The sequence below is a fragment of the Pseudomonas sp. NPDC089547 genome (assembly GCF_050280665.1).
GTDB lineage: Bacteria > Pseudomonadota > Gammaproteobacteria > Pseudomonadales > Pseudomonadaceae > Aquipseudomonas.
The window spans coordinates 1-22,678 of the sequence record NZ_JBNNVS010000021.1; the positions used below are offsets into that span (position 1 = coordinate 1).

Consider the following 22,678-nt stretch of genomic DNA (forward strand, 5'->3'; position numbering starts at 1 on the left):
TTTTTAAAACTCGTTCGTGCTTTCCCTTCAAACAGCCTGCCAATGGCAATTGAAGGAGCAGACATGCCACGCCTCACCCCACCCGCCAGTACCTCCCCACGCACATTGCCCAGGCTCTTATTGGGTGCAGCAGTCGTAATCCAGGTCGGTTTTATCCAGCCGCTCACGAACAAGGCCAGCCAGGCCTGTGCAGAACAAGCGCTTCAGGCTTACCGGATTGCGCCTGGCCCGCTCGGCGCGGCATTGAACCAGTTTGCACGCGATGCAGGGGTCGTACTTTCGTTCGAAACCGCATTGACCGATGGTCGTCACACCCCCGGCCTGCAAGGCCACTACAGCGTGGACCAGGGGTTCGCAGTGCTGCTTCAAGGTACCGGGCTGGAGGCGCTCAGAACCGGAGACAACTATCTGCTGACGGAAAAAAACGCAGGCAGTACTGCGTTGCAACTGGGCGCCACCAACGTCAATGCCAGCGGCCTGGGTGATACCACGCAAGGCACTGGCTCCTACACCACAGGGGTTGCCCGGACCGCAACCAAGCTGCCGCTGTCGATCCGCGAAACACCCCAGGCGGTCAGTGTGATGACCAGCCAACGTATGCGTGATCAGGACCTGGTGAGCCTGGAGGACGTGCTGGCCCAGGCGCCTGGCGTGCTCTACAAGAAAAAGAGCAATGCTTCGGACGATGAAGTCGGTATCTTCTCGCGTGGCATGAAGGTCGAAACGTTCCAGGTGGACGGCATTCCCACGGTGTTCGAGCCCTCCATGAGCAGCCAGTCGAACGACATGGCGGTCTATGACCGGGTCGAGATCGTGCGCGGCTCCACCGGGCTGCTCAGCGGTACCGGCCAACCTTCGGCCACCATCAACATGGTACGCAAGCGGCCAACACGCGAGTTCGCCGCCTCTGTCCAGGGCAGTGTCGGCTCTTGGGACAATTACCGTACCGAGGTCGACGTTTCTGGCCCGCTGGTGGAAAACGGTACCGTGCGTGGGCGCCTGGTCGGTGCCTACCAGACCGCCAACGCCTTCACCGACCGCCTCAGCACCGAGCGGCAGGTGGCCTACGGCATCATCGAGGCGGACCTGAGCGAGCGCGATACCGTGAGCTTCGGTATCGACTACCAGGTGCGCAATTGTGATGCCTGCGGGTACTTCGGTTTCCCTGCGTTCTACAGCAATGGCCAACGCACCGACTTCAAGCGCTCGTTCAACTCCGCGGCGGACTGGAGCCATGCAGACCGCCAGCGCACCTCGATATTCGGCACCTACGAGCACCGCTTCGACAATAACTGGCTAGCCAAGGTCGCGGTCACCAATGTGCGTGACGACAATGATATCGAGTACGGCTGGTTCAGCAGTTTCGGCTACCCCAACCAACAGACCGGCACCGGTACCGGGCTGTTCATGGCAAAGTGGCCGAGCAAGCCCGAGCAGAACTCGCTGGACGCCTATATCACCGGCCCCTTCAACCTGTTGGGGCGCGAGCACGAATTGGTGGTCGGGGTCAGTGCCATGCGCTACCGCAGCAACACCGGAGCCTATCCGCTGTGGTATGACCGCAGCGGAAGCGGCTGGGACCCATCGATCCCTGATGTTTTCGAATGGCGTGGCGATATCGAAAAACCGCCGCTCGACCGCCAGGGCGACGTCAAGTACAGCCAGCGCCAATACGCGGCCTACAGTACGGTGCGCCTGAAACCCACCGATGATCTGTCGGTAATCCTCGGCACGCGCCTGAGCTACTTCAAGCTGGATCAGTCGATGATCTACTACGGTGACCCCATCGACTATGCGCCGGGTGATGGCAAGAAACGAGAAAATGGTGAGCTTACGCCCTACGCCGGCATTGTCTATGACCTGAACGAGCATCACTCGATCTACGCCAGCTACACCAGCATCTTCAAGCCACAATCGAGCAAAACCGTCCAGGGAACCTTCATGGATCCTACCGAAGGCGACAGCTATGAGGTGGGTGCGAAAGGTGAATACTACGACGGCAGGCTCAACCTGACTGCCGCGTTGTTCGAGTCAAAGATCAGTAATTACCCTGTTGACTCAGGCCTGACCGACCCCAACTCGTTCGCCACCCTGGTGCAGCCGGCGGATGTGAAAATCAAAGGGCTTGAGTTGGAAGTAGCGGGGGAGGTGCTGCCGGGTTGGCAGATGCAAGCGTCTTACAGCCACGTCAACACGTATTATCCTGACGGTGTGGACGTCAACGTCGGCTTTCCAAAAAACGCCTTCAAACTGTTCACCACCTATGAGCTGACCGGTGACCTCAATCGCTTGACCCTGGGCGGCGGTATTCGCTGGGAGAGCGCAACCAGTTACGGCAATACCGAAGTGATTCCGGGTACTACCCTGAAGGCCAGTCAAGGCAGCTATGCCTTGGTTGACCTGCTGGCACGCTACCGGTTCGACGACCACTTCACCGGTACCGTCAATGTCAACAACCTGTTCGACAGGAAATACTACGCCAGTACCAGTGTTTACAGTGACCTTTACGGGGAGCCACGTAGCGTGACCGCCACATTGCGTTGGGAGTATTGAAAGGCGAACTGGAGCACCTTTCCAGAAAGCATTTCACTCGGGTTGCAGCTGACAGGACCCATTCAAGGTTCGATCGTCTGTGCTGGCCTCATCGCCAGCAAGCCAGCTCCCACTGGAGTATCACCAGCCTTCAGGCAAGTGCAGGACCTGTGGGAGCCGCGCTTGCCGGCGATGGGCCGCGCCGCGGCCCTGGTATTCAGATGTCTGCTTCGGGCCGATGGCTGCCGGTCGCGGATGACTGTTTTCGACCCATAGCAGACACTGAAAAATTGCTGGGTTCTTGAGCACGACGCGCACTCTGTGGGAGCGGGCGTGCCCGCGAACACCGGCGCAGCCGGTGCCAGGCTCCGCGTTGGATTCTTCGCGGGCGCGCCCGCTCCCACAGAGATTGCTGTTCGGCTCACCGGCTGCCATGGGTCGACAGCAGCCATTTGCGACTGGCCTCATCGCCGGCAAGCCACACTTAGGAACATCACCAGCCTTCAGGCGAGTGCAGGACCTGGGAGGCGCGCCCGGCGATGGGCAGCTCACACGTCACCGCGCTGGCGTGCCTGCCCTGACAGCCTGGGATTTGCAAGGCGGCCGAAAAAAAACGCCCACGCTCTGCTTAAAAGCGTGGGCATCAGGTTGCTGCACGGGGTAGTTACTTCGCGCTGGCAGCGGTCGCCACGTCAGCCTGCTCGCGCTGGCGCTTGCGCCCGATCACCAGTACCGCCACACCCGCCAGGGTGCACAGCGCCGCCAGTGGCATCAGTGCCAGCGAGTAGCTGCCCGTGGCATCGTGGATGGCGCCGTAGGCGTTGACCATCAGCCCGCCACCGATCAGGTTGGCCATGGCACCAACCGCAGCCAGCCCGGCCGCGGCGGTGGAAGACGACAGCCAGCCCGAAACCAGTGCCCAGAACGGGCCTTTCATCGAATAGGCGCCTACCAGGACCATGGTCAGCATCACCACCGTTGCCGGCAGGGATGAGGTGAACAGCGTCATCAGCAGGCCCGCAGCGATCAGCAGCATGGTCATCGCGGTATGCCAGCGGCGTTCGCCGGTGCGGTCGGAGCTGCGGCCCCAGATGATCATCAACACCGAGGCGATACCGTAGGGGATGGCGTTCACCAGGCCGATTTCCATCGAGGTCAGGCCGAATGTCTTGAGCAGTTGCGGGGCCCACACGCTCATGGTACTGCCGGCTGCCGAAGCGCCCGAGTAGATCAGCGCCAGTACCCAGATATCCTTGTGGCGCAGCAGCTTCCACAGGGAGATGTGGCCGATTGCGGTTTTCTTCGCGGCTTCTTCGCCAAGGCGCTTGATCAGCCAGCCACGCTGCTCGTCACTCAACCATTTGGCCTGTTCGGGGCGGTCAGTCAGCACGAACAGGCAGGCGATGCCCAGCAGCACCGCCGGGATGCCTTCGAGAATGAACAGCCAGTGCCAGCCGCGCATGCCCATCCAGCCATCCAGGCTCAGCAGCAGGCCCGACAGCGGCGAGCCGATGAAGTTGGCGGCAGGGATCGCCACCATGAACAGCGCCACCATGCGTGCGCGGTAGGCCGACGGCAGCCAGTAGGTGAGGTACAGGAGCACGCCCGGGAAGAACCCGGCCTCGGCGGCCCCGAGCAGAAAGCGCATCACGTACAGCGAGTTGGCGCCCTGGACGAACGCGGTGCCGGCGGAAATCAGGCCCCAGGTGATCATGATGCGGGCAATCCAGATGCGCGCGCCGTAGCGCTGCATGGCCAGGTTGCTGGGCACTTCGACCAGGAAGTAGGCGAAGAAGAACAGGCTGCTGGCGAAGCCGAAGACCTTCGCCGTGAGCTGCAAATCTTCGTTCATCTGCAGGGACGCCATGCCGATGTTGCCGCGATCGATGATCGCGATCAGGTAGCAGACGATCAGGAATGGCAGCAGGCGCCAGGCGACACGGCGCATGGTGCTGCGTTCGAGGTCATCCGGCAGCGATGTTGCTGAAGTCATGGTGCTCTCCAATTGTTTTTTTTCTGGAGTGACGCGTCGTGAACGTCCCCCTTCTCGCGAAAGGGCACGCGAGGGAGTGCGATCAGCTGGCAAACAGGTGGCGGTTGACCACGCAGCGCGGGTCCAGAGCATTGCCCGCCCAGACATCGAGAATCTGTTTCAGCGCTACCAGGCCTACACGGTCACGGGCCTCGCTGGTGTTGGCGCCGACATGCGGCGTGGCGACCAGGGTCGGCAGGCCCCACAGCGGGCTGTCGGCGGGCGGCGGCTCGGGGTTGAAGGTGTCCAGGCCAGCACCGGCGATGCGGCGTTCGCTGAGTGCTTTTACCAAGGCGCTGGTGTCGATCAGCTCACCGCGAGCGGTGTTGATCAGGATGGCGCCTGGGCGCATGCGCTGGAGCTGGGCGGCACCGATCAGGTTGTGGTTGGCCTCGGTCAGCGGGCAATGCAGGCTAATGATATCGCTTTCAGCCAGCAGGCGATCGAAATCCTCTTCACGCTCGACGTGCGGGCGCTCCGGCAGCTGCTGGAGGTAGGGGTCGAACACTTTGACCTTCATGCGCAGCGGCGCCACCAGGTCCATCAGGATGCCGCCGATCGAACCCAGGCCGATCAGGCCCAAGGTCTTGCCCGACAGTTCGATGCCGTTGGCCGAGGCTTTGTCCCAGTGCCCGTCACGCATGCGCGCATCCAGCAGTGCGGTTTGCCGGGCCACGCTGAACATCAGGGCGAAGGCCAGTTCGGCCACCGACTGGGCATTGGCACCTACCGCGATCGATACCGGGATGCTGCGGTCTGCGGCGGCCTGGATATCGATGGTGTTGTAGCCCACGCCGTGCTTGGCGATCACTTTCAGGTTGCGTGAGGCCTCGATCATGGCACGGGTCAGGTTGCCCTGGCGGACCACGATGGCATCGGGCTGTTCAGCACGAATGATGGCCTCCAGCTCTTCGGCCGGCAGGTAGGGCGTGGTCGGGATGACTCTCACGCCCTGTTCGGCAGCAAGGTTCATGGCCTCGGCGGCGAGCGCGGGGCCGGTCAGCAGAATGGTACGGGACATCATGGACACCTTGTTCTTGTCAGGGGCAGTTCAGGGCCTTGTGCCGCGCAGATGCGGCAGTGATTTAACCCTATCATAATGAAACGCCGTTGCAAGAAAATAAAAACACACTCGATAGACCTGCAAATCAAGGCGTCAAAAACCGATTGCCATGCGCACAATGAAATGACATTCTAAAAACACATCGGCAATAGTCGGTGACAACGAATAACATCAAGAGAGGTAGGTCACATGAGCATTGGCTTCCAGGTGCTTGAGCGCGCACGCAAGGTCGGCGATGAGTGGGTTGCACGTTACCGTGAGGTGCCGGTCGCCAACGTCAGCGACTCGATGAACCGCATGACGGCAGGGGGTGCCCGCTTGCGCCCCATGCACCGCGAAGGCGTGCTGTGCGGCCCGGCCCTGACGGTCAAGGCCCGCCCGGGTGACAACCTCATGCTGCACTACGCGATCGACATCGCTCAGCCGGGCGATGTGATCGTGGTGGATGCCGGCGGCGACCTGAGCAACGCCCTGATCGGCGAAATGATGGTGGCCTATGCCGTCAAGCGCGGCGTGGCGGGTATCGTCATCAACGGCGCCATCCGCGATGCGGCAAACATCGGCGCGGGTGACTTCCCGTTGTTCGCTGCCGGCGTTTCGCACCGTGGCCCTTACAAGGACGGCCCGGGGGAGATCAACGTGCCGATTGCCATTGATGGTATGGTGATTGAGCCGGGTGACCTGGTGATCGGTGATGACGATGGCCTGCTGTGCATACCTTACGATCACGTCGCTGACGTGTACGCCGGCGCCACAGCCAAGCACACTGCCGAAACCGCGCAGATGGAAAAAATTGCCCAAGGCACCAACGACCGTTCATGGGTTTTGGAGTCCTTGAAGAAGAAAGGCTGCCTGCTGCCAGGCTGATCCTGCACGCGCTGCGCACCTTGCGATGGGGTGCGCAGTGGCGCTGGCTCGGCGCCGGTCGTGGGCCTATCGAGGTTCGCAGATTTGTCCGATTCATCATCGCCGCAGCGTAAGCCCTGGCCCACCGCCATTCGTGCACTCGGCCATCGTAACTTCCAGATCTATTTCGCCGGCCAGGGCATCTCCACGTTGGGCAAATGGGTGCAGCAAGTCGCGCTGGCCTGGCTGGCCTATCACCTCACCGGCTCCGCCGTGCTGCTGGGGCTGATCACCTTCCTTTCCCTGGCGCCACAATTGCTTATCGGCCCGCTGGCCGGGGCGTGGATCGACCGGCACGACAAGCGCCGCATGCTGATCATTGTGCAACTGCTGCTGATCCTGCAGTCGCTGGTGCTGGCCGGCTGCACCTGGCTCGGTTGGGTCGACGGCATGTTCATTGCCGCCATGGCCTTGCTGCTGGGCTTGCTCAATGCCTTGGAAACCCCGCTGCGCCAGGCCTTGATCGGCAGCTTCGTCGATGACCCGGCGGACTTGCCCAATGCGCTGGTGCTCAATGCCATGCTGATCAACGCCGCACGCTTCGTTGGCCCGCCCTTGGCCGGCGCGCTGATTGCCGTGGCGGGCGAGGCGACCTGCTTCGCCCTCACCGCTGTCGCATTCCTGGCCTTGCTCGGTGGTTTGCTCAAGGTGCGCGGTACTGCCAGCCCCAGGGCCGCCGGGTCGACCGCGCAGGTGTTTCGCGAGGGCCTTGTGTACTTGTGGCATACCCGTAGCGTGCGTCAGTTGCTGGTGAATGTGATCATGGTCAACCTGCTTGCCTCGTGCTATGCGGCGTTGCTGCCGATTCTGGCCAAGGCGGTGTTCGCTGGGGATGCGCGCGTGCTCGGCTGGTTGTGGGGGGCGGCGGGCGCGGGTGCATTCGTGGCGACCCTGGTATTGGCGGTGGGTGGCGCGTTGCCACGGCTGCGCCAGTTCACAGATGCAGGGGCAGGGTTGTGCGCGGTCGCGCTGCTCGGCCTCTGGTTGGCCGGTACGCTGTCATTGGCGCTGGCGGCGTTGGCAGTGTTGGGCTTTGGCATCACCCTGAGCAATGTTAGTACCAACATGCAGCTGCAAAGCGGCGCTCCGAGCCATTTGCGTGGCCGGGTCATCGCCTTCTATATAGCCATGCGATTCGGTTTCGAGGCATTGGGCGGCATGGCGGCAGGCCTGATCGCGGCCCGCTGGGGCGCGCCGGCGACCTTGGGGGTCGCCGGCGGGATCTTGCTGATGGGGCTGGTAGGGCAGTACGACATGCGGCGCCGCAGTTGACCGATCAGGCGGGTTGGCCTTGTGGGCGGGGCGCCTGCTGTTTGGCGGGGTCGCCCAGCCAGAGCATCAGGCAGGTGCCGACCAGCAGGATCGAGGCCACGGCAAAGAACGGCATGCTGAAGCTGTGGGTGGCGTCCTTGATCAGGCCGATCAGGAATGGGCCTGTGAAGCCACCCAGGTTGCCGATCGAGACGATCATCGCCAGGCCGCCCGCGGCGGCGCGCCCCGTCAGGAAGGTCGACGGTATCGCCCAGAACGTGGCCTGGAAGGACAGGACGCTCGCCACGGCCACGCACAGGCTGGCGATCTTCATCATCGGCTGGTCTATCAGGGCGGCGGCCACCAAGGCTACGGCGGCGAGTGCCAGCGCGCTGACCACATAGGGCAGGCGATGGCGGCTGCGGTTGGCCAGGCGTGCCCAAAGGGTCATGGCCAAGGCACCCAGCAGATAGGGCAGGGCAACCACGAAACCGACCACGGTGCTGTCGATGCCCAGGCTTTTGATGATCTGTGGCAGCCACAGGCCGATGCCGATGGAGCCGACGATGCAGCAGAAGTTGATGGCCGCCAGGGTGAACACCTTTGGGTTGGTGAGCGCGGCGCGCAGGGTGTTGCCGTGGGAGGCGCCGATCGCCTGTTGCTCCTGGGACAGGCGCTGGGTCAGCCAGGCCTTTTCCCGCGGCTTGAGCCATTTGGCCTTGGCCGGGGTGTCGACCAGCACGAACAGGCAGGCGATCCCCAGCAGCACGGCGGGCATCGACTCGGTGACCAACAGCAGTTGCCAGTTCTTCAGGCCCCAGACGCCGTGCTGTTCCATCAGCCAGCCCGACAGTGGCGAGCCGACGATATTGGCGACCGGAATGCCCAGCAGGAACGCCGCGGTGGCTTTCGCCCGCCATTTGCCGGGGAACCAGTAGGTGAAGTAGAGGTACACCCCAGGCGTGAAGCCTGCCTCTGCAAGGCCCAGCAGAAAGCGCGCGATGCTGAAGCTGATCGGCCCGGTGGCGAACGCCGTGGCCATGGAAATCAGCCCCCAGGTGATCATGATCCGCGCAATCCACACCCGCGCGCCGAAGCGCTGCATCAGCAGGTTGCTGGGGATCTCGAACATGAAATAGCCGAAAAAGAACAGGCCGGCCGCCCAGCCGAACATCGTGGCGGTCAGGCCCAGGTCCTGGTTCATGCTGATGGCGGCGAAGCCGACGTTGGTGCGGTCCAGGTAGCTGATCACGTAGCAGATGAAGATGAACGGTACCAGGCGCCACAGCACGCGGCGCATCAGGCGTTCGCCCTCGGCGTCGCTCAGCGGCGCCTGGGCAGCGGGGGATTCGTGGGTCATGTCGTCACTCTTTTGTAGTTGTTGTGTGCGCCGACAGGCGCTAGGTCAGCTGTGGGAATACATCGCCAGCCCGGGTGTGCTGGTGCGCACCTGGAGAATGCTGCCGGTCTCGGACTCGGTGATGAACAGGGTCTGCCCGTCGTCCCCGCCGAAGGCCAGATTGGTATTGCTGATGCCGGCACAGGAGACGATGCGCTGCAGCGGCTCGGCGACTTTCGACAGCTTCCACACCGAGCCGAAACCGGTATGGGCGATATACAGGTTGCTCTGGGCATCCAGCGCCAGGCCGTCAGGCCCGCCCAGCCCGCCATGGAGTTGGGCGAAAACCCCCACCTTGCCGACGATCGAGCCGTTGCCCAGCGGGATGCGCCAGATCTGTTGGGCGCGGGTCACGGCCACCAGCAAGTGGTTCAGGTGCGGGTCGTAGACGATGCCGTTGGGGCTGGGAATAGTGCCTAGCAGGCAGCTGAGATTGCCTCGGGCATCGAGCTTGTAAACCCGGCCAGTGGCGTCCTGTAGGCCGGTCTGGCCCTGGTCGGTGAAGTACAGGTCGCCATTGGGCGCGAACACCAGGTCGTTGACGCCCTTGAAGCCTTCCGAGCCGGCCGAGTCGAGCAGCGCTTCGATGGCGCCTGTCTGCGGGTCGAGCAGCATGATCCCGCGTTTGTAGTCGGTGATGTAGATGCGCCCGTCCTGGTGGATTTTCAAGCCGTTGGGCCAGCCATCGTACTGGCACACCAGCTCCCATTCGCCCTGGGGCGAGATGCGAAAAATCCGCCCGTTGGGAATGTCGGTCACGTACAGGCGGCCGTGGCGATCGAACGAAGGGCCTTCGAGGAACGAGTCGATGGCGCGCCCCTGACGGTTGGCGTTGGCCCAGGCGGTCGGGCGCGGGTCGCGGAAGCGATCAGGCAGGCGGGTGAATACCGTGGTTTCGACGGTGGGCGGGGCAGCGAAGAAGCTCATGGGCGCTCCTGTTGGACCGGGGGACGCCTTGGCGTCCGACTGATGTTATTGTTGGTTTAATGCAATGTCGTTGCAAAATAAATCAAAATCGGACGAAGGGTGAAGCAAATTTTTGGGTGATAGCGGTTTATAGCGCTCGCTTCCTGGGAGGTATTGACGTTTTGGCGTTGATCTGACTCCATATAAAGAAATGGCGTTTCAAAAAATAACAACAACGATCCCTTGGAGTCTGCTTCTTGAAATCCTTACCCACGATCGGCCGCATTGCCCTCGCGGCAGGTGGCAGTGTCATTGGCTTTTCTGCCCAGGCCGACCTGATCAGTGACAGCCACGCAAATCTGTCGATGCGTAATTTCTACTTCAACAGCGATAACCGTGACGGCACGGCGCAGCCCTCCAAAACCGAGGAGTGGGCGCAAGGGTTTCTGCTCGACGTGCGCTCCGGGTACACCCAGGGTGCAGTCGGGTTCGGGGTAGACGCCACGGCCATGCTGGGCCTGACGCTGGACAGCGGCAGGGGGCGGCACCAGGGCGGTACCATGATTCCTTCCGAGGGTGATGGCGCAGCTGACCGCTGGAGCAGCGCCGGTGTCACCGCCAAGCTGAAAATGAGCCAGACCGAGCTGCGCGTAGGGCAGTTGATGCCCAAGCTGCCAGTGCTGGTGGCTTCTGATGGACGATTGCTGCCGCAGACCTTCCAGGGCGTGCAGTTGCAGTCCAGGGACATCGATAAGCTCACGCTGGTCGGCGGCGCCCTGAATCGGGCCAGGGGGCGTGCTTCGACCGATCTCACTGGCATGGCCGTAAGTGGCGGCACCCAGGAGAGTGACCGTTTCAATTTTGCCGGTGCCGACTACAGGGCCACCGAAACCCTGCTGCTGCAGTATTACGCTGGTCAACTCGAAGATTACTACCTGCAGCAGTTCGCCGGGCTCAATCACACGCTGGTCTTGACCGATGACAGCGCGTTGACCACTGACCTGCGCTATTTCCGCACCCGCTCCGACGGCGCCAACGGCAGCAGTACAGGGCGAAGCCAGGGCTATACCATTGGTGGTTACACCGATGGCGGTGATGGAGAGATCGAGAACGACCTGTGGAGCGCAGCTTTCACGTACCGTCTGCGGGGCCATTCGCTGACGCTGGGCTACCAAAGCGTTTCCGATGACAGCAATTTCGTGCAGATCAATCAGGGTTCGATCGACAAGGGCGCCGGCGGCAGCAGCCTTTATCTATGGACGGACAAAATGCTGCTCAGCTTCACCCGGGCCGGTGAGCGTACCGGCTTCGCGCAATACGGCTATGACTTTGCTGCCAACGGCATACCGGGGCTGAAGGCTTCGGTGATTTATTTGAAGGGTGACCATATCCAGGCTGCTGGCGGTGCTGAACAGTCGGAATGGGAGCGGGACTTCACGCTGGACTATGTGATCCAGGGCGGCACGTTCAAAGGGCTTGGTGTGGCCTGGCGCAATGGCAAGTCGCACAGCGAGGCAGCGCGCAATGGTGACCAGAATCGCCTGATCATCAACTACACCCTGCCGCTGTTCTGAGTGTCGGGCAGTGAAGCGGCGGGGTTGCGTCAGTAGCTCCGTTTGCTGATTGCCAAGGCGCAGGGAAAGCGCCGACGCCTTGGTGGCGCTGCTCGACCACTGCCGACCGTTGTCGGATAATGGGATTTTTTCGCCCTTGGGTACACTGGAGGGCATTAATCCTGAGAGGTCTTGCAAATGGTGAAGGCGCGGCCGCGTCCAGCGGTGAATGGTGTGGCATCGGCAGACCGTGTTTTGACCGTGCTGACCGCGTTTCAGATAGGCGATACAGCGCTGAGCCTGGTTGAACTGGTCGAGCGTACCGGGCTTATCAAGAGCACGATCATGCGCTTGATGGTGTCCCTGGAAAACCACGGTTTCATTACGCGCATGGCGGATGGGCGCTACCAGCTGGCCAGTGAAGTCATGCGCTTGAATGCGGTCTACCAGGAGGCACTGGACCTCGAAAAGCATGTGATGCCGCGTTTGCACCATCTGGCCGAACAGTCCGGTGAAACCGCGTCGTTCTACGTGCGCCATGGTGCATACAGGATGTGCCAATACCGGGTGAATTCGTCGCACCGACTGCGTCTGAACCTTCAGCCGGGGGACATGCGCCCGATGGATGAAGCCGCGGGCGCACAGGCGCTGCGCGCGAGCTACCAGGTCGGCATCGACTTGCAGAAGCCGTACTACTCCAAAGGTGCCACCGACCCCCATGCTGCTTCAATGGCATTGCCCATCTACGGTGCGCAGCAGGAACTCATGGGGGCTCTGGTGATATCGGGGCCTGCAAGCCGTTTGACCGAAGAGTATGCGGAAAGCTTGAAGCAGATGTTCTTCGAGGCGGCACGTGACCTGATGCGCAGCCTGGGCTACAAGCCGGCCGAACCAACACAGTAGGCCTGTGAAAGCGCGCTTGCCCCGTGCCGGGTTCGCGGGCAAAAGGATCCGAAGTGCTTTGGCGGGGTGGCCGGAGGCGGAGCAGGGTGGTGCGCCTACAACCCCCGAACCATCTCCCAGAACGATGCGCCCACACCCATGATGCTTTCGCCGGCGATCAAACCCGCTGCCGCAGTGATCGCAAAGCGTTCCGTCACACTCGGCCACCGACAACTGACCAGCCAGGTAATGACTGCGCCAAGCCCCATCATCAGGCTGATGGACGCCGGCAGGATGAACGCCAGGCCCAATGCCGCCGTACTCGGCAGGCAGCGGGCCAGCCGCGGCGGCAGCAGGCTATCCAGTGCCCCCAGCACCACGCCCACCACGCTACCCAGCACAATCGCCCAGCGCAGCGCTGGCGACAGCGCCCCCAGCCCTTGGGTCAAGGTCTGCGCCACCGCTTTCCAGGTTGCCGCAGCCGGTGCCGGCCACTGCTCGGTGAGCAGCAGGTGTTGCGGGTCGGGTATCAGCACCAGGTAGACAACCACGCCGACCACGCTGCCGATGAAAATGCCGATGCACTGCGCCACCAGTTGCTTGTGCGGCGTTGCACCAATCGCCTGGCCAACCTTGAAATCGTTCATCAGGTCGGTGGACTGCCCGGCTGCACCCCCCGCCGTGTTGGCGCTCATCAGGTTGATCGCCACCTGGCCAGGGGCAATCAAGCCGAAGCTGAGCTGCGACAGCTTGCCGATGGCACCAATCGGCGCGATGCCAGTGGCGCCGACCACCCGTGCGGCGACCACGGCCAGGCACACCGCTAACGGAAGGCTCAACAGTGCCATCCACCCGTCGATGCCGAACAGCAGCACCTGCAGGGTCACGACCAGCGCCATGGCCAACAACAGCCCCGACGCAGGCCAAGGGGCCAATCGCAGCCTGGCGCGTGGTGCCCGCGGTTCGGCGGGCGATCGCCGGGGCACCTGAAACAGGCGAACCAGCAATGACGTCAGGGTCGCGCAGACCATCAGGCTCACGCCCGGCCACAACAGCCACTCCACCAGTGCGGCGAACTGTGGGCCGCTGGCGCTTGGGGCAAGCACCACCAGGGCATGCCCGACAAGCCACGGTGCCAGCCCGCCCCAGGCCAGTGCGGCGCCGATCAGCAGGGTCAGGCCGACGCGAATGCCGATGATGCTGCCGAAGCCGATCAGCATCAGTGAAGGGTCGAGCGTGAAGGTCAGGCGCTCCAGCGCAGGGGTGGGGGCCCAACGCGGTATTGCCCAGACCACCGTGTCGATCCATTTGACCAGTGCTGACAACAGCGCAGCGCCGCACAGCACCTTGATCCGTACCATGGCTTCGCGCCCTTGGTTGTAGATCTGCTGCAGCGTTTCCAGGGTCGCCATGCCTTCAGGAAATTTCAGGCCATGGTCGTTGAGCAGGGTGGGGCGCAGGTACCAGGCGATCCAGATACCCAGGAAGCTCACCGAGAATACCCAGGCCATCATCGGCAGCGGGTCCAGCTGGTGCCCGGTGAGCAGGGTGTAGGCCGGGATTGGCGCGACCAGCCCGCCGGAGACGATGGAGGCGGCGGCCGAGGCCACGGTCTGGTTGATGTTGCTTTCGTGCAACGTCCACCCAGGGAGGGGTTTACTGCGCCCAGCCAGGCCCTGCCAAAGGGCGAAACCGATGAGCAGGGCGATGATCGACATGTTGAACGACCAGCCGATCTTCAGCCCCGCATACACATTCGAGGGAGTGAGCAGGATGCCCAGTACCGCACCGGTGAGCACCGCCCTCAGGCTCAGTTCGCGTTCGACGCGGACCTGGGGCAGGGCAGTGGCGGGAGCATGAGCCATGGCATTCCTTTGTCGACATCGCAAGCGCGTTCAGGACAACTGAGCCCTGGCAGCCGCGAAGGTTCACTGTCGCAGGGGGCATTTGAGGTAACCCTGGCCCCTTTTGGGCACGCACCAGCGGCTGCTATCGACCCATTGCAGCCGGTGAGCGATAACGGGTTCGGAAGTGCGACGCGCACTCTGTGGGAGCGGGCGCGCCCGCGAAGAATCCAACGCGGAGCCTGGCACCGGCCGCGCCGGTGTTCGCGGGCACGCCCGCTCCCACAGTGTGCGAGTCGTGCTCACGAACCCAAATTCCACGCATCCCCTAAGCCCCGCCCACAATGGTCGGGGCTTTTTCATGCTCCGATCATGACCACCCATCATAAGGAAAATGAGCATGTTGGAGATCCGCCCAGCCAGGTACATCGACGCCGAGGTCGCTTTCGATATCCGGCTACAGGCTATACGGCACCAGTGTATTACCGTCTACACGCCAGAACAGGTTCAAGCCTGGACACAGGTGCCGTTGACGGACCGTTACCGGGCCAGTGTCGAGCACCAGTACCACATTGGATGGTGGGGCGAAGTAGCGGTTGCCACGGGGTTTATTGATTTCCAGTCTGGTGAGCTGGGTGCTGTATTTGTGCTGCCTGGGTTCATGGGGCAGGGAATTGGCAAGTCCATGATCCATTACCTGGAGCGGCTGGCGCTTGAGGCCGGGCTTGCCGAAATACATCTGGACGCGACCCCGAATGCCACTGCGTTCTACCACCGGTGTGGCTACCTCGGGGAGGAAAGCGGCATCTATACCTCGCCTTCGGGGCTTAAACTGGCATGCACACCCATGCGCAAGCGATTGATCGGATGAAAAGGGCAGGGGAAGGCGAAACAGCGCCTAAGCACTCAGAGCCCGTTTCAACACTTCGTAGATTCTGGCGTCACCCGATTGAGCAACGTTGAAACGCAGAAAATCCCCCGCCGTCATCGACTGGCTAAAGGCATTTCCGGGTGCCAGCACCACACCTTCCGGCAAACACGCCTTGGCCAGTGTTGCGGCATCCTTGCCGTGAGGCAACTGGCACCAGGCATACATGCCAGCCTGGGGGATGATCCAGGGCTGGATACCTATGGCCTGAAGCCTCGCTACCGTTTTGTCCATTTGCTCGGCCAACCGAAGGCGAACACCCTCCATGTGTTTTCGGTACCCGCTATCAGTAATCGCGTGATGGATGATGTCTGCGGCCAGGCGCCCACCGCCGAATGTGGTCGCAATCTTGAGGTCGACCAGGCTTTCGATCCATTCCCCGCGAGCAGCGATGTAGCCGCATCGGATCGACGCTGAGATGGTTTTGGAGAAGCTGCCTATCTGGATGACACGAGCAAGGCCATCGAAAGCCGACAGCCGTGGCGCGGGCGTATGCTCGAAGTCGCCGAAAATGTCGTCCTCGACAATCACCAGGCTGGAGGTGTCAGCCAGCTTCAGCAACTTGTGCGCCGTGACCGGTGAGAGGGTGGCCCCGGTCGGGTTGTGGATGCCGGAATTTGTGATGTACAACCGCGGCGAGTGCGCGAGCAGGGCAGCGCCGAACGCATCAATGTCCGGGCCCGTCGGCGTGTAAGGTACGCCGACCACGTTCACCCTGTGTGCTTTGAGCAGCGCGTGAAAGTTGAAATAGCAGGGGTCGTCTACCAGTACTGTGTCGCCCGGTTCCAGCAGAAAACGGCAAATAAGGTCGATGGCGTGAGTGCCGGATTCCGTCAGCATGATCTGCTCCGGAGGGGCTTCGATGCCCATGCCTGCAAGGCGTCGCGACAAAAACTGCCTGAGCGGAGCGTACCCAAGCGGTGAAGCGTACTCTGTCAGTTTTGATGCGTCAGACCGGGCAACGGATCTAAGCGCCTTACGCATGCCGGCTTCGTACATCCAGGAAGGCGGTAGCCACCCGCACCCGGGTTTCATCGCATCGATGGAGGTTTCAAGCGACTGTCGCGAGATCCACAGCGGGTCGACCACTCGATCAAACCTGGGGCCAAGTTCGGTCAGTGCCAAGGGCGCCACTGGCCCCGCCACGTAAAAGCCGGAGCCAGGGCGAGCGCTAAGTACGCCCTCAGCCATTAACCGCTCATAGGCCTCAAGGACGGTAGAGACCGAGACCTGCATGGCTTGGGCCATGGCCCGCACGGAGGGGATTCTTGTGCCGGGTGTGTAGGTTCGGGAGGCGATCCTGGACTGTATTTCGCCCATGACCGTTTGAATTCGCGTTCCGCTGCGTTTCATCGCGCCCTCAACTGTGCGGGTTTTATATACATAACAGTTCGGTTCAACTGTATTGGATTGTACATGGCCTTGATAAACCCGTCAGTGATGTACTGAACACTGAATTATCGAGGACTTACCGATGGAAAAAACAACAAGCGGGTGGATCAACGGCTTTGTAGGCGTCGCAATTTTTGCGGGCTCGTTGCCGGCAACCCGTGTGGCAGTGGCGGATTTCGAACCCACCTTTCTGACCTGTGCCAGGGCAACCATTGCCGCCTTGTTGGGTGCGCTCTTCTTGATCGTGTTGCGCCAGCCTCGGCCGAAACGGGGTGATTTGTGGTCATTGGCGATAACAGCGCTTGGCGTTGTGATCGGTTTTCCTCTGTTGACGGCACTGGCCTTGCAGCATGTCACCTCAGCTCATTCCATTGTTTTTGTCGGGCTCTTGCCCCTGTGTACCGCAGGCTTTGCGGTGCTGCGGGGTGGTGAGCGCCCTCAGCCGCTGTTCTGGTTATTCTCGATGATCGGTGCTGGCCTGGTCGCAGGTTATGCGTTGATGAATGGTGGTGACGGGGCGGTGGTGGGTGACCTGCTGATGATGGCTGCGGTCATTGTGTGCGGGTTGGGTTATGCGGAAGGGGCGCGCCTGTCGCGGACATTGGGTGGCTGGCAGGTGATCAGTTGGGCGTTGGTTGTGGCGTTGCCGTTCATGCTGCTGCTGACGGTCGCTAATTTTCCAGCGCCTGATGCCTTTGCCCAGGTAAGCGCGCCTGCGTGGTTCAGCTTTGGCTACGTTTCACTGTTCAGCATGCTGATCGGCTTTGTGTTCTGGTACCGGGGGCTGGTCCAGGGCGGGATTGCGGCTGTGGGCCAACTGCAACTTTTCCAGCCGTTCATGGGGCTTGGCCTGGCAGCGTTGCTGCTGCACGAGCATGTCAGCTGGATGATGCTTGTGGTCACGCTGGGGGCTGTCATCTGTGTGGCCGGGGCCAAGAAATACGCACGGTAAGTCGGCAGTGGCGGTAATCAGGCCCACCACTGCCAGCAAGCATTCAGAACCCTTCCAGCACAATCTTGCCGCGCGCTTTTCCACTTTCGATCATGGCGTGCGCGCGCTTGAGGTGCTCGGCATTGATGGTGCCGTAGTGCTCGCCGAGGGTTGTCTTGAGTACGCCATCATCGATCAGCCGGGACACACGGTCGAGCAGTTGGTGCTGCTTGATCATGTCCTCGGTCTTGTACAGCGAACGCGTGAACATCAGCTCCCAATGCAGTGACAGCGACTTGCGCTTGAGCGGCATTACATCCAGCTGTGCCGGGTCGTCGATCAGCGCCAGCTTGCCTTGCGGGCGGAGCACTTCCACGAGTTGCTCAAGGTAACTGTCGGTGTGCGTCAGGCTGATTACGTAGTCGACCGGGTTAAGCTTGAGTTCTTCCAGCTGCAACGGGATCGACGCGCTGTGATCGATGACATGATGAGCGCCCAGCGCCTCGACCCAGGCCCGGGTTTCGGGTCTTGATGCCGTGCCGATAACCGTCAGCTGGGTGAGCTTGCTGGCTAGCTGGACCAGGATCGAACCGACCCCTCCGGCGGCACCGACCACCAGCAGGCGCTGGCCTTTGCCACCGTTTTCTTCAATGCCCAGGCGGTCGAACAGCAGCTCCCAGGCGGTAATGGAGGTGAGCGGCAGGGCAGCGGCACTGGCGTTGTCCAGGCTGCGGGGCTTGTGCCCGACGATGCGCTCATCCACTACGTGCAGCTCGCTGTAGCTGCCTGGGCGGTCAATCGCCCCGGCGTAGTACACCTCATCGCCTGCCTGGAACAACGTGACTTCCGGCCCCACCTCGCGGACAACGCCGACTGCATCCCAACCCAGGATTTGTGGATGCTCGCCGCCGCGGCTTGCACGGATCTTGGTATCCACCGGGTTAACGGCAATGGCTCTGACTTCGACCAAGAGATCGCGGGGGCCGGGTTTTGGCGCGGGCAGTTGCGCGTCATACAGCGATTGCGGGTCGTGGATTGGCAAACCGGGCTGGGTGTAAACGACGGCCTTCATTGGCGCTACCTCCAAGGGATATGAAAAGTGAGAGCAGGCTATTCCTTTCGATTAACTCAAAAAATAGCCTGAATGCAGTAAGACTTTCTCGCCTGTGATGAAAGTGGTGTGGGGCTCAGGCCAATCCTGATCACTTGGCGTTATAGCGTGGCGCCAGCTGGTTGCTGGAGAGCTGGCCGAACAATGCCTGACGGCTGGCTTCGTAGTGGTCGAAGGCTTGCAGGTCATGTACCGACGGCAGGGAGATCAGCACGCCGTTGTCGAAGTCCTGCAGGGCACCGTCAACCAGGTCCTGGGCCGACATCACGATGGCGGGGTCGAGGTTTTCAAGCGGCAAACCGCCTGTCTGCCAAAGGTCGGTGGCGGTAGCCCCGGGCAGTACTGCCTGCACTTGAACGCCTTTGCCTGCCAGCTCCTTGGCAAGTGCTTGTGTAAATGCGGTGACATAGGCCTTGCTGCCGCCGTAGACACCGTTAAGCAGTTCCGGGGCCAGGCTGACAATCGACGAAATATTGATGACCGCGCCTTGCTTGCGAGACACAAAGCCAGGCACCGCGGCATAGGTGAGGCGGGTGAGGGCGGTAATGTTGAGGCTGATCATCTCGGCCATGCGCTCGACGTCGCTTTCCAGCAGGCCGGTATGGGTACCGATACCCGCGTTGTTCACCAGCAGGCTGATGCTGGCGTCTTCGCGCAGTTTGCGCTCGACCCTGGCCAGGTCGGCTGCATTGGCAAGGTCGGCCGGGAACACCTCCACGTTCTGCCGGGTTTCACTGGTAAGCCGGGCGGCCAATGCGTTAAGGCGTTCCCGGTTGCGTGCCACCAGCACAAGGTCATAGCCGCGGCGGGCCAGTTGCTCTGCGTAAATCGAACCGATGCCGGTGGAGGCGCCGGTGATGAGCGCGGTGCCTTTGAATTGCTGGGTCATGATGATGCTCCGTTGTTTGGGTGTGGAGCCATCATGCAGTATGTGGTTTTTGACCGAAATGACGCATATGATACGTTTTTAGGACATAGCGTAGAGGGCACCAGCATGCACAGGGTCGGCTACCTCATAACCGATGGTTTCCAGGTCATGTCCCTGGCAACGCAAACCGTGTTCGAGTTCGCCAATATCGTTGCAGGCGAGGCGATTTACCGGATCCAGAACTTTTCCGTCGGTGGCGGCACGGTGTGTTCTTCCCTGGGGATGCACATAGATACACTGCCGTTGGGTGCGCCGGGCCTGGCTGACACCTGGATGGTCACCGGCACGTTGACGCCAATGACACCGCCCAGCCAGGACGTGCTGGCCAGCGTACGTGGTTTTGTCGATGGCGCGCGACGCACCGCAGGCCTTTGTACCGGCTGCTTCGTGCTGGCGCAGGCCGGTGTGCTGGATGGCCGTCGCGCCACCACCCACTGGGCGTATGCCAACAAGCTGCGTGATTTACACCCGAAGATCGACGTCGAGGAAGACCGGATTTTCATTGTCGATGGGCCGATATGGACGTCCGCCGGCATGACCGCCGCCCTGGACATGGCGCTGGGCATGGTCGAAAAAGACCTGGGCACCGAGCTGGCCAGGTCGGTCGCACACAAGATGGTCATGCACCAACGCCGCTCTGGGGGGCAATCCCAGCACTCCGAACTGTTGGCGCTTTCGCCCAAGTCGGACCGTATCCAGCATGCACTGGATTACGCAAGCAGGCACCTCAGTCGACCATTGAGCGTGGAGGAGCTAGCCGACGTGGTGCACCTGAGCCCTCGCCAGTTCACACGGGTGTTCACCGCCGAGACAGGGCAGTCACCGGGCAAGGCTGTGGAGCGCCTGCGGCTGGAGGCTGCCCGATTGATGATCGAGCAGAGCCGGCACAGCCTGGATGTGGTGGCCAGGGAGACCGGGTTCAGGGACCGCCGGCACCTGCGGGAAGTGTTCCTGCGTGGGTTTGGTGTGCCACCGCAGTCCATACGCAGGGATGCACGGCAGCGATGATGCACGCAACTCAACGGGATGGGCGGGGTAGAGGTGATGCCAAGGCGATCCGTCGCCAAGGCTTGCAGGGGTCAACGGTTCTTGTCTGTCATGCCGCTGCCCTGGTCTTTATCGGCTTGTGAGTCATCATCCATGTTGCTGTGGCGGGCATTGTCTGATTTCTTGTCCGGGGAGTGGCCGCCTTTCGCACCTTGCTGATTGGCACCGCTCGCCCGCCCGGGATCCTGCCCCTGCTTGTCCTGCCAGGCCCCTTGGCCGCCTTTTTGATGCTCATCAGGTTTGCCGCCAGACATCTGGCCGCGTTGCTGACCGGTTTTGTCTTGTTCGTTACCCATGATCTTGCACCTCGCATGTTCACACAGAAAAAGCTGTGTTTACGTGTGAGGGCCAGCGGGTTGCGGTTACTCATACTACTTTCTCGCTGGCAGACGAGGTGCGCGAAAATACCCATCGCTCAATGAGTTGCGTCGTAAAAGCTTGCAGGCTGGCGCAGGGGTTTGCGCACTCAATGGATGATTCACCCACCGCGCGGGCAGCCCTTCGCGGCCCGCGATCGGTGCCCTGGGGCTAGCCGGCGTTCAATGGCTTGGCGTTGGCGGCTTTTCTAACGCTTACTGCGCCCCACAACAGCCCGATGGAGGCAGCAATGAGCGACCCGGTGAGGATGCCGAGCTTGGCTGCACCCAGTGAACCTGGGTCGGCAAAGGCGAGGTTGGCGATAAAGATCGACATGGTGAAGCCAATACCTGCCAGCAAGCCGATCAAGGTAATGCCACTCCAGGTCACACCCTTGGGCAGTGCACACCAACCCAGGCGCACCATTAGCCAGCTGACGGAGACGATGCCCAGAGGTTTGCCCAGGACAAGTGCCAGGCTGACAGCGAGCATCACGTGGTATGGCCCTTCGGAGGACAAGTCCACCCCGGAAAGCCCGACCCCGGCATTGGCCAGCGCGAACAACGGCATTATCACGAAGGCTACCCAAGGGTGCAGCGCACTCTGCACCCGCACCACAGGCGGTACCAGGTCACGCTGGGCAAGCCGCAGGCGTTTCAGCGGGTGGATCAGGTTGCTGCTGTCCTGCTCTGGCGTTGTTGCATTGCCGAGCAGATCGTTGGAAAAGCGTTTGATGGCGTCCACAGGGCGCTCACCCATGGGGGCTGAGCGCACGGGTGTCATGAGCCCGAGCACCACGCCGGCCAGGGTGGGGTGGGCGCCTGTCATCAGCACGCCGAGCCAGGTAATGGCGCCCGGAATCACGTACGCATAGGCCGAACCAACGCCGATCTTCTGCAACCCGACAACCAGCAGGATGCCAACGATGGCAACGCCAAAGCCTGTGTAGTCCAGGCCGCCGGAATAGAAGATGGCAATAATCAGCACCGCGATGATGTCGTCGATGATCGCCAGCGCCAGCAAGAAGATACGCACGTTGGACGGTATCGATTTGCCAAGCAGGGCGAGCACGCCGACGGCGAAGGCAATGTCGGTGGCCGTGGGGACAGCCCAGCCGTTCTGTTCTTGCGGTGCATGCGCGAACGCCAGGTAGATCAGCGCCGGTACAACCACGCCGCCCATGGCTGCTGCCATGGGCAAGGTAGCCTGGCGCAGGCTCGCCAGCGCGCCTTCGTGGATTTCTCGGCGGATCTCCATGCCGACCACCAGGAAGAAGATGGTCATCAGGCCATCATTGACCCAGAAGTGCAGGGATTGCGAAAAAACCATCGACCCTACACCGAACGTGAGCGGTGTGTGCCAGAGTGAATCGTAGCTATCAGCGAGTGAAGAGTTTGCCCAGGCGAGTGCAGCCAGGGCGGCGATGAGCAATACCACACCACTCACGGCCTCGACATGCAGGAAGCGCTCGAGCGTGGCGAACGCACGACGGGCAAGTTGCTGGGCAAGGGGGATTCGAATTTTTTGCATAGGCGCAAGTAACCCCGCAAGGCGGCCCGACCTGCGCTGTCATTTAACCTGCGTCACTGCGTTATGCAGCTAGCACCCGAGGGCAA

The 22,678-nt window shown here is 61.7% G+C and carries 18 protein-coding genes; 8 read left to right on the forward strand and 10 right to left on the reverse strand.

Features of this window, described 5'->3' with window-relative positions:
- The first annotated feature begins 63 nt into the window (after nt 1–63).
- Entirely contained in the window at nt 64–2,553 is a 2,490-nt protein-coding gene (locus ACQKPZ_RS15985; protein ID WP_427539757.1) for a TonB-dependent siderophore receptor, read from the forward strand.
- 643 nt (nt 2,554–3,196) lie between these two features.
- On the opposite strand, the gene ACQKPZ_RS15990 is transcribed toward ACQKPZ_RS15985, so the two are convergent.
- Together ACQKPZ_RS15990 and ACQKPZ_RS15995 are read right to left on the reverse strand one after the other, a co-directional pair.
- Entirely contained in the window at nt 3,197–4,525 is a 1,329-nt protein-coding gene (locus tag ACQKPZ_RS15990) for an MFS transporter (RefSeq protein ID WP_427539760.1), read from the reverse strand.
- Between the two features lie 82 nt (nt 4,526–4,607).
- Nucleotides 4,608–5,585, reverse strand: a complete 978-nt coding sequence (locus tag ACQKPZ_RS15995) for a hydroxyacid dehydrogenase (protein ID WP_427539763.1) — start codon at nt 5,583–5,585, stop codon at nt 4,608–4,610.
- 231 nt (nt 5,586–5,816) lie between these two features.
- Between ACQKPZ_RS15995 and ACQKPZ_RS16000 the strand changes: the two genes are divergently transcribed.
- Both ACQKPZ_RS16000 and ACQKPZ_RS16005 read left to right on the forward strand, forming a co-directional pair.
- Nucleotides 5,817–6,494, forward strand: coding sequence for an RraA family protein (locus ACQKPZ_RS16000; RefSeq protein WP_427539766.1), 678 nt, complete (start codon nt 5,817–5,819; stop codon nt 6,492–6,494).
- 84 nt (nt 6,495–6,578) lie between these two features.
- The gene (locus tag ACQKPZ_RS16005; protein ID WP_427539769.1) at nt 6,579–7,805 is read left to right on the forward strand and encodes an MFS transporter; all 1,227 of its coding nucleotides are present in this window, start codon (nt 6,579–6,581) and stop codon (nt 7,803–7,805) included.
- Nucleotides 7,806–7,809: 4 nt separating this feature from the next.
- Here ACQKPZ_RS16005 and ACQKPZ_RS16010 read toward each other — a convergent pair whose 3' ends face one another.
- Nucleotides 7,810–9,144 (reverse strand): MFS transporter, encoded by a 1,335-nt coding sequence (locus tag ACQKPZ_RS16010; protein WP_427539772.1) that lies wholly within the window; start codon nt 9,142–9,144, stop codon nt 7,810–7,812.
- A gap of 45 nt (nt 9,145–9,189) precedes the next feature.
- A complete protein-coding gene (locus tag ACQKPZ_RS16015; RefSeq protein WP_427539775.1) occupies nt 9,190–10,110 on the reverse strand; it encodes an SMP-30/gluconolactonase/LRE family protein in 921 nt (306 codons plus the stop codon).
- Nucleotides 10,111–10,346: 236 nt separating this feature from the next.
- On the opposite strand from ACQKPZ_RS16015, the gene ACQKPZ_RS16020 reads away from it, so the two are divergent.
- Both ACQKPZ_RS16020 and ACQKPZ_RS16025 read left to right on the forward strand, forming a co-directional pair.
- The gene (locus ACQKPZ_RS16020) at nt 10,347–11,663 is read left to right on the forward strand and encodes an OprD family porin (protein WP_427539777.1); all 1,317 of its coding nucleotides are present in this window, start codon (nt 10,347–10,349) and stop codon (nt 11,661–11,663) included.
- Nucleotides 11,664–11,840: 177 nt separating this feature from the next.
- Nucleotides 11,841–12,545 (forward strand): IclR family transcriptional regulator, encoded by a 705-nt coding sequence (locus tag ACQKPZ_RS16025; protein WP_427540014.1) that lies wholly within the window; start codon nt 11,841–11,843, stop codon nt 12,543–12,545.
- Nucleotides 12,546–12,640: 95 nt separating this feature from the next.
- On the opposite strand, the gene ACQKPZ_RS16030 is transcribed toward ACQKPZ_RS16025, so the two are convergent.
- A complete protein-coding gene (locus ACQKPZ_RS16030; RefSeq protein WP_427539780.1) occupies nt 12,641–14,389 on the reverse strand; it encodes an OPT family oligopeptide transporter in 1,749 nt (582 codons plus the stop codon).
- A 379-nt stretch (nt 14,390–14,768) separates the two neighbouring features.
- Between ACQKPZ_RS16030 and ACQKPZ_RS16035 the strand changes: the two genes are divergently transcribed.
- Entirely contained in the window at nt 14,769–15,239 is a 471-nt protein-coding gene (locus tag ACQKPZ_RS16035) for a GNAT family N-acetyltransferase (protein WP_427539783.1), read from the forward strand.
- Nucleotides 15,240–15,266: 27 nt separating this feature from the next.
- On the opposite strand, the gene ACQKPZ_RS16040 is transcribed toward ACQKPZ_RS16035, so the two are convergent.
- Nucleotides 15,267–16,649 carry a PLP-dependent aminotransferase family protein gene (locus tag ACQKPZ_RS16040; protein ID WP_427539786.1) on the reverse strand — a complete coding sequence of 461 codons (1,383 nt, stop codon included), beginning with the start codon at nt 16,647–16,649 and terminating at the stop codon, nt 15,267–15,269.
- Nucleotides 16,650–16,770: 121 nt separating this feature from the next.
- On the opposite strand from ACQKPZ_RS16040, the gene ACQKPZ_RS16045 reads away from it, so the two are divergent.
- Nucleotides 16,771–17,640, forward strand: a complete 870-nt coding sequence (locus ACQKPZ_RS16045) for a DMT family transporter (RefSeq protein WP_427539789.1) — start codon at nt 16,771–16,773, stop codon at nt 17,638–17,640.
- A gap of 43 nt (nt 17,641–17,683) precedes the next feature.
- On the opposite strand, the gene ACQKPZ_RS16050 is transcribed toward ACQKPZ_RS16045, so the two are convergent.
- The gene (locus tag ACQKPZ_RS16050) at nt 17,684–18,691 is read right to left on the reverse strand and encodes a zinc-binding alcohol dehydrogenase family protein (RefSeq protein ID WP_427539792.1); all 1,008 of its coding nucleotides are present in this window, start codon (nt 18,689–18,691) and stop codon (nt 17,684–17,686) included.
- A 130-nt stretch (nt 18,692–18,821) separates the two neighbouring features.
- Nucleotides 18,822–19,619, reverse strand: coding sequence for an SDR family NAD(P)-dependent oxidoreductase (locus tag ACQKPZ_RS16055; RefSeq protein WP_427539795.1), 798 nt, complete (start codon nt 19,617–19,619; stop codon nt 18,822–18,824).
- Nucleotides 19,620–19,724: 105 nt separating this feature from the next.
- Between ACQKPZ_RS16055 and ACQKPZ_RS16060 the strand changes: the two genes are divergently transcribed.
- The gene (locus tag ACQKPZ_RS16060; RefSeq protein WP_427539798.1) at nt 19,725–20,666 is read left to right on the forward strand and encodes a GlxA family transcriptional regulator; all 942 of its coding nucleotides are present in this window, start codon (nt 19,725–19,727) and stop codon (nt 20,664–20,666) included.
- Between the two features lie 71 nt (nt 20,667–20,737).
- Here the strand turns inward: ACQKPZ_RS16060 and ACQKPZ_RS16065 are convergent, their stop codons facing one another.
- Nucleotides 20,738–21,001: a stress-induced protein gene (locus tag ACQKPZ_RS16065; protein ID WP_427539801.1), complete on the reverse strand. Its 264-nt coding sequence runs from the start codon at nt 20,999–21,001 to the stop codon at nt 20,738–20,740.
- Nucleotides 21,002–21,233: 232 nt separating this feature from the next.
- Nucleotides 21,234–22,592 carry a Na+/H+ antiporter NhaA gene (nhaA, locus tag ACQKPZ_RS16070; protein ID WP_427539804.1) on the reverse strand — a complete coding sequence of 453 codons (1,359 nt, stop codon included), beginning with the start codon at nt 22,590–22,592 and terminating at the stop codon, nt 21,234–21,236.
- Nucleotides 22,593–22,678 lie beyond the last annotated feature (86 nt).

Coding starts and splice junctions, on each gene's coding strand:
- ACQKPZ_RS15985 (WP_427539757.1), top strand. CDS start 64: ATGCCACGCCTCACCCCACCCGCCAGTACCTCCCCACGCACATTGCCC.
- ACQKPZ_RS15990 (WP_427539760.1), bottom strand. CDS start 4,525: ATGACTTCAGCAACATCGCTGCCGGATGACCTCGAACGCAGCACCATG.
- ACQKPZ_RS15995 (WP_427539763.1), bottom strand. CDS start 5,585: ATGTCCCGTACCATTCTGCTGACCGGCCCCGCGCTCGCCGCCGAGGCC.
- ACQKPZ_RS16000 (WP_427539766.1), top strand. CDS start 5,817: ATGAGCATTGGCTTCCAGGTGCTTGAGCGCGCACGCAAGGTCGGCGAT.
- ACQKPZ_RS16010 (WP_427539772.1), bottom strand. CDS start 9,144: ATGACCCACGAATCCCCCGCTGCCCAGGCGCCGCTGAGCGACGCCGAG.
- ACQKPZ_RS16015 (WP_427539775.1), bottom strand. CDS start 10,110: ATGAGCTTCTTCGCTGCCCCGCCCACCGTCGAAACCACGGTATTCACC.
- ACQKPZ_RS16025 (WP_427540014.1), top strand. CDS start 11,841: ATGGTGAAGGCGCGGCCGCGTCCAGCGGTGAATGGTGTGGCATCGGCA.
- ACQKPZ_RS16030 (WP_427539780.1), bottom strand. CDS start 14,389: ATGGCTCATGCTCCCGCCACTGCCCTGCCCCAGGTCCGCGTCGAACGC.
- ACQKPZ_RS16035 (WP_427539783.1), top strand. CDS start 14,769: ATGTTGGAGATCCGCCCAGCCAGGTACATCGACGCCGAGGTCGCTTTC.
- ACQKPZ_RS16040 (WP_427539786.1), bottom strand. CDS start 16,649: ATGAAACGCAGCGGAACGCGAATTCAAACGGTCATGGGCGAAATACAG.
- ACQKPZ_RS16045 (WP_427539789.1), top strand. CDS start 16,771: ATGGAAAAAACAACAAGCGGGTGGATCAACGGCTTTGTAGGCGTCGCA.
- ACQKPZ_RS16050 (WP_427539792.1), bottom strand. CDS start 18,691: ATGAAGGCCGTCGTTTACACCCAGCCCGGTTTGCCAATCCACGACCCG.
- ACQKPZ_RS16055 (WP_427539795.1), bottom strand. CDS start 19,619: ATGACCCAGCAATTCAAAGGCACCGCGCTCATCACCGGCGCCTCCACC.
- ACQKPZ_RS16060 (WP_427539798.1), top strand. CDS start 19,725: ATGCACAGGGTCGGCTACCTCATAACCGATGGTTTCCAGGTCATGTCC.
- ACQKPZ_RS16065 (WP_427539801.1), bottom strand. CDS start 21,001: ATGGGTAACGAACAAGACAAAACCGGTCAGCAACGCGGCCAGATGTCT.
- nhaA (WP_427539804.1), bottom strand. CDS start 22,592: ATGCAAAAAATTCGAATCCCCCTTGCCCAGCAACTTGCCCGTCGTGCG.